The sequence below is a fragment of the Accumulibacter sp. genome (genome assembly GCF_031732815.1).
GTDB lineage: Bacteria > Pseudomonadota > Gammaproteobacteria > Burkholderiales > Rhodocyclaceae > Accumulibacter.
This window is the reverse complement of record NZ_JAVMKF010000031.1, coordinates 1-4,831: the sequence shown is the minus strand read 5'-3', so window position 1 is coordinate 4,831 and position 4,831 is coordinate 1. Positions and strand designations below refer to the sequence as shown.

Sequence of the window (4,831 nt, the reverse complement as noted above, 5' to 3'; positions counted from 1 at the left end):
GCCGGATCGGGTTGATCGTAGGTTTCCTCAGCGGCGATCTGTGCTTCCGCCTCAGCCATCAACTCGGTCGGGCCGTCTTCGCGCAGCGTCTCGACCGCCTCGCGCAAGGACGCCGTTGACGCGGGGTGCTGGAGGACGATGCGCGAGGGTCCCAGCCGGCCCGGCTGCAAGGCGTTCAGCCAGTCATCGCTGCCCCCGGCGGGTACGAAGAGAATGGCTCGGCGACCGGTCAGAAAGGCCTGCAAGTCGGCTTCGCGGGCGGCCGACCAAAGCGCCATTCCCAGGCCAAGCAGATCAACGATGCACAGGCTGCATTGCTGCATTTCAGCCGGCTGGCCGGTCAGCGGCAAGGACGTTCCACGCGGCAGCTTGACGAATGTGACATCCGATCGCAGCGAGCCAACGATCAACTCGATGGCAGTCGTCGATTGGGGGGAAAATCCTGCGATGAGCACCTTCATCATGTCAGCACGGCCTGTTGCAGCGATAAGCACACGGCTCGCCAGCGTGGTGGGAGCTCGCCACGTTCCTTGAGGATCACCCGTCGGGCCAGCATGAACGCCAACGTGTCGCGGCATACGCAGCAATGTTCGAAGAAGACTTCCTGGGTATTCTCTTCTCCCTTTCGCCACGCCGCCAGAGCGTCGGCGGCAAGCTGCCTGGAGTTGTCCGTGCTGCAGCGCAGGACGCGGCGCGGCACATCGAGCGAAGGGCACACGAGCACGCTCCAGCGTGTCGCCATCGGGCAACAGCCGGGAAACGACGAGGCCTCGACATAGGGCTCGAACCAGCGCTGCACGACGGGCCGCAGGCGACTGCGCACGCTGCTGAAGGTATTCTGCTTGACCCGAATATCCGCCTGTTGGCAGCCGAAAAGGAAATCCGCCAAAGCTCCCTGGACAGGCTCGGTTCCGCTCAGGCTCAAGGCTGCCGCCAGCCGTGCCGAGTGCAGGGAAATATTCTGCGGATCACGCAGCACGTTTCTTCCCAAGGCACGGAACGACTGGCGCGCAGCACTCATCGGCAGGTCGGCGGTAAACTCGATCACGTTCTAATCAAGCAGGGTATCCATCAGGTCGACCATGAATTCTGCTTCTTCCTCCTGCATCACGGCAAAGCCTTTGGGAATCCCCAATGCATCGAGCACCTCATGATCGGCAGCCTGCTGCCCGATTCCGGCGAGTGCGGCCATGATTGCCGGTACCTCGGAAAGGACCCGCTGGTGTGCCAGAAGGACGTGCGTGATGTCAAAAATGGCACTTTCAATCAATACTTTAAGCTGGCTGCGCGTAATTCTCGACAGCGTATGGTAGATCTCGGCGAGGAAGAAAGCGGCATCGACCTCGCCCTTGATGGCCAGGCGCGCTCCCGCCTGAAACGTCTCGACGAGCACCCATTGCAGGTCCTTGTCGGTCAGATCGGCTGCTTCCAGCAGGCGCAGACCAATGAGCTTGACATCGCGGTTGTCGGTCACCGCAATCCGGCTACCCGGGCGCAAGTCCTCAAGGCGCTTGAGCGGCGAAGCGGCTGCCGTGGCGATCACCATTTCGTCCGGTTTGCCCATCGGTCGTGCAAACGCCCTGAATCCCAGGTCGCGAATCAGATGTGCGGCATCAAAGGGGTTGGCATAGATCAGATCGACCGCATCGCGCCGCAGCAGCTCGCTTTGCTCCTGCGCGCTGGCTGGCGTCAACAGGTGAAGGTGCAGCCCGGAGCGCGACTGCAACAGCGTATTGACCATGTGCCATCCGGCAAATCGATCGGGCGAAAAGTCAGGCGCGACCATGAAGTTCAGCTTCACTGTGCGGCCCTCTCCTGGCTCAACATCTTCGTGTAGAGATCTGACATCTCGTTGATCTTGCGGCGTGACGGTTTCCGGCGAACGGACGTGTAGCTGACCACGACGCCCGCTCGGACGTTTGGAATCACCGTCGCGTAAACCCAATAGAATAAACCATCCTTGCGCAGATTTTTCACGTAGCCATGCCATTTTTTCCCACTGGCGATCGTCGTCCACAGATCGGCGAACGCCGCCTTGGGCATTTCCGGGTGGCGCAGGATGTGATGCGGCGCGCCGATCAGTTCTTCGACCGTGTAGCCGCTCATCGCGATGAAGGCCTCGTTGGCATGCGTGATGAAACCGCCCAGGTTTGTCCGCGAAACAATGAGGCGTCCGTCAGGGAAGGGCTCTTCCTGATCGACGCAGTAGACCAGTCGACGCGTTCCGTCATGGTAGGTCAGCCGGCATTCACAGGCGTTGCCGGCCAGCGGTGGATGCTGCATGTCGGGCAGGTGCATTGCCGGTGCACCATCAGATGAGCTTCGCCAGCGACTCGGCGGCACGTTTCATGTCGAGGAAGATCAGGCCGAGTTTGGCGTTGGGTTTGGCGAGGACGGTGAGAACTGCTTCCGGGCCCGCGGCGCTCATGATCACGTACCCGCGATCGCCCTGCAGCAAGACCCTCTGCAGGGTGCCGCGGGCCAGCTCGCGCGTCGCGCGGTCGCCCAGGGAGAGCGAGGCGGCCGACATCGCGCCGACGCGATCCTCGTCCATGCCCTGCGGCAAGGCCGAAGCCATCATCAGGCCGTCGGTGGAGATCAGGGCGGAAGCCTCGATGTCGGCGGTTGCGCCGTTCAGTTCGAGGAGAATCTGCTGCAGCATGTCGGTACGCATCTTTAGGTCCTTATGTCGTGGTGTTTGCCTGTCGGGCTCGAGCCGACCGAAAAGGATCGACCGGCTCGAGCCTGGTGCCAGCCTGATTGTCTGATGGCGAAACGTTGAAGTAGCGGGAATATTCCACACCTGTCCTCGCTTGCGAAGGCAGGCAGATACCTTACACCAAAACTGTCCAGCCTTTGTGAAACTGTCCAGCCTTTGTGCGGTACAGCAGGTTCGGGGGCCATTTTGACCACATGCCATCGAGTTAGTGCCCGGGCAAACGGCGCGCCGGCGGCGGCACGGGCACGACTGCCAGCTTCCCACGCACGGTGCAGCAGCGACGCGCGACGCGGCCAGCCGCCGAAGTTGCGGCCTTGCTGACACCGGCAGCAGGGGCAAGCGCGAATTATGTTGAAGAAGCGTCCGGCGCTCAAGCCATCGACGGGTCAAGCGCGCCTGGCTGGCCTTCAGCCGTCGTTCGCCTGCGGGTACTGCGCCTGATGCCTGGTTGGTCAACGCCGCCGCGTACGCCCGGCGGTTGGCGAGGGTATACTCCAGCCAGCAACGGCCCAGCAAATTCAGACACAAGCGCCAGCCTGGCGACAAGGGGGAGGGTATGAAGCTGTACCTGTCATCGACGCTGTCCGATCTCGAAGCCGAACGCCAGGCGGTGAAGGAAGCGTTGAGCGGGCGCTGCACCATCGTCGAGAGCTACGAAGCCGATTCGCGTCCGCTCGGGCAGAGCTGCATGGACGACGTGCAAGCTTGCGACGTCTATCTCGGCATCGTTGGCCTGCGTTACGGCTTCGTCCCGCCGGGGCAGAGCAAGTCGATCACCGAACTCGAGTTTGACGCTGCGTGGGCGGCTGGCAGGCGCTGCTATCTGTTCCTGAAGGAGGAGGACGGCATTCTCGCCAAGCACACTGACAGCCATACCGGCGAGAACGGCAAAGGAGAGGCGATTGCCGAGTTTCGCCGCCGCTTGCTCGCGGGTGCGGGCGACAGGCCGCGGCCAGCGCTGTTTGCCGACGCAGACGACCTCATGGTGCGGGTGTTGCGGGCGTTGTGGCCGAATTCAGCGACCCCGTTCCTGCCGCTGGAGCGCAGCGGCGGGCCAGGGGAGGGCGATGGGATTCCGCTGCCGCCGGAAGACGCCACTGCGCTGCAACGCATGCTGCATCGGCACTTGTACGAGCATTGGTCGGTCCTTGCCACGAATCGGGATTTCTCGCAGGCAACGGTTTTTGAGGACGTGCCACGACCGCTGACTCCCGACAAGGTTTTTGCGCTTGCCTGCGAGGCCACGGTTGTGCGACTGCTGACGCGAGCTCCCAAGTACTTCAGCGGCGCGCGTGCGGCGGCATGGTACTCGACCAATGCGACGGAGGGCGTCGTTTGTAGTGCTTTCCTGCGCATTGTGCTGGTTGCGGCGGAAAGGCACTTCAGGCAGGAAGCAGGCGCGCCGGCAAGCGAGCGCGATCCAGTACTCGAAACCAGCGCAAACGATTTGGTGGCGCAAGTAAAGGCGGCAGCACGTTTTGGCTTTGGCCTCTGCTTGCGTCCGGGTGAAAGCGAGCCGGCAAACGTCTTCCAGCTATGCCACCCGGTAGCCGAGTACGGCAACCCCGGCGAGCAGGGTTTTCCGCTGACCCATGCCGAGCTCTGGGCGGCGATTCAGCGTCGCAAGCCGATAGCGCGTGACAGTTTCACTACCGAATACCTGCGCGAGCGCATCGCCGACTACGCGCTCGATCTGGGCGCCACGCTGGTGGCGGCGGCGCGCCCGGAAGGCCGCTTCGCCGAAACGGTAGCGCGCTGCGCATTGCGCGAGCACCTGGAGCAGTTCGAAGTCAAAGTGTTCTTCCCGCGCGAAAACCGGGACCAACTGGCCGACTGGGTGCGCCAGGTCGAGGACGACCTGCGCGACACGCTGGCTCGCATCTTTTCCCGTTCTGCGTTGCGCGAGCCGCATTCTGCTGGCACGACGCCGGCTGCCGCCGGCAGCGATGCGCAGTGACTGACCGATCAACCCCCTTCCTCCCGGACATCGCATGGACGAACTCCCCGCCGACGCATGCGCGTTGATCAAATCCCCCTTCTTCACGCTCGCTTCGGGTGCCGTCTCGCGCCTGCCCGAGACCCCCGAGCAGGCCGAGGCGTGGCACCAGTGGT

General features: G+C 63.0%; 6 protein-coding genes. 1 reads left to right on the top strand and 5 read right to left on the bottom strand.

The annotated features are described in order from the left end of the window. The 5 genes from RKP46_RS02605 to RKP46_RS02585 form a co-directional block, all read right to left on the bottom strand. Window positions 1–464, bottom strand: a 464-nt coding sequence (locus RKP46_RS02605) for a hypothetical protein (RefSeq protein ID WP_311105179.1), incomplete at its 3' end; no start/stop codon positions are given. After that, on the bottom strand, window positions 461–1,048 hold the full coding sequence (locus RKP46_RS02600; protein WP_311105178.1) for a hypothetical protein: 588 nt from the start codon (window positions 1,046–1,048) through the stop codon (window positions 461–463). The genes RKP46_RS02605 and RKP46_RS02600, both read right to left, overlap by 4 nt. Before the next feature lie 3 nt (window positions 1,049–1,051). Further along, window positions 1,052–1,801 (bottom strand): PhnD/SsuA/transferrin family substrate-binding protein, encoded by a 750-nt coding sequence (locus tag RKP46_RS02595; RefSeq protein WP_311105177.1) that lies wholly within the window; start codon window positions 1,799–1,801, stop codon window positions 1,052–1,054. Then, on the bottom strand, window positions 1,798–2,298 hold the full coding sequence (locus RKP46_RS02590) for a PAS domain-containing protein (protein WP_311105176.1): 501 nt from the start codon (window positions 2,296–2,298) through the stop codon (window positions 1,798–1,800). Before RKP46_RS02590 ends, RKP46_RS02595 begins: the two co-directional genes overlap by 4 nt. Before the next feature lie 13 nt (window positions 2,299–2,311). Then, entirely contained in the window at window positions 2,312–2,674 is a 363-nt protein-coding gene (locus RKP46_RS02585; protein WP_300327527.1) for a roadblock/LC7 domain-containing protein, read from the bottom strand. 601 nt (window positions 2,675–3,275) lie between these two features. Here RKP46_RS02585 and RKP46_RS02580 point away from each other — a divergent pair. Beyond that, window positions 3,276–4,676, top strand: a complete 1,401-nt coding sequence (locus RKP46_RS02580; RefSeq protein ID WP_311105175.1) for a DUF4062 domain-containing protein — start codon at window positions 3,276–3,278, stop codon at window positions 4,674–4,676. Window positions 4,677–4,831: the final 155 nt, after the last annotated feature.

Excerpts from the sequence above, each read along its gene's own strand:
- RKP46_RS02585 (WP_300327527.1), bottom strand. The coding sequence starts at position 2,674 with ATGCGTACCGACATGCTGCAGCAGATTCTCCTCGAACTGAACGGCGCA.
- RKP46_RS02580 (WP_311105175.1), top strand. The coding sequence starts at position 3,276 with ATGAAGCTGTACCTGTCATCGACGCTGTCCGATCTCGAAGCCGAACGC.
- RKP46_RS02590 (WP_311105176.1), bottom strand. The coding sequence starts at position 2,298 with ATGCACCTGCCCGACATGCAGCATCCACCGCTGGCCGGCAACGCCTGT.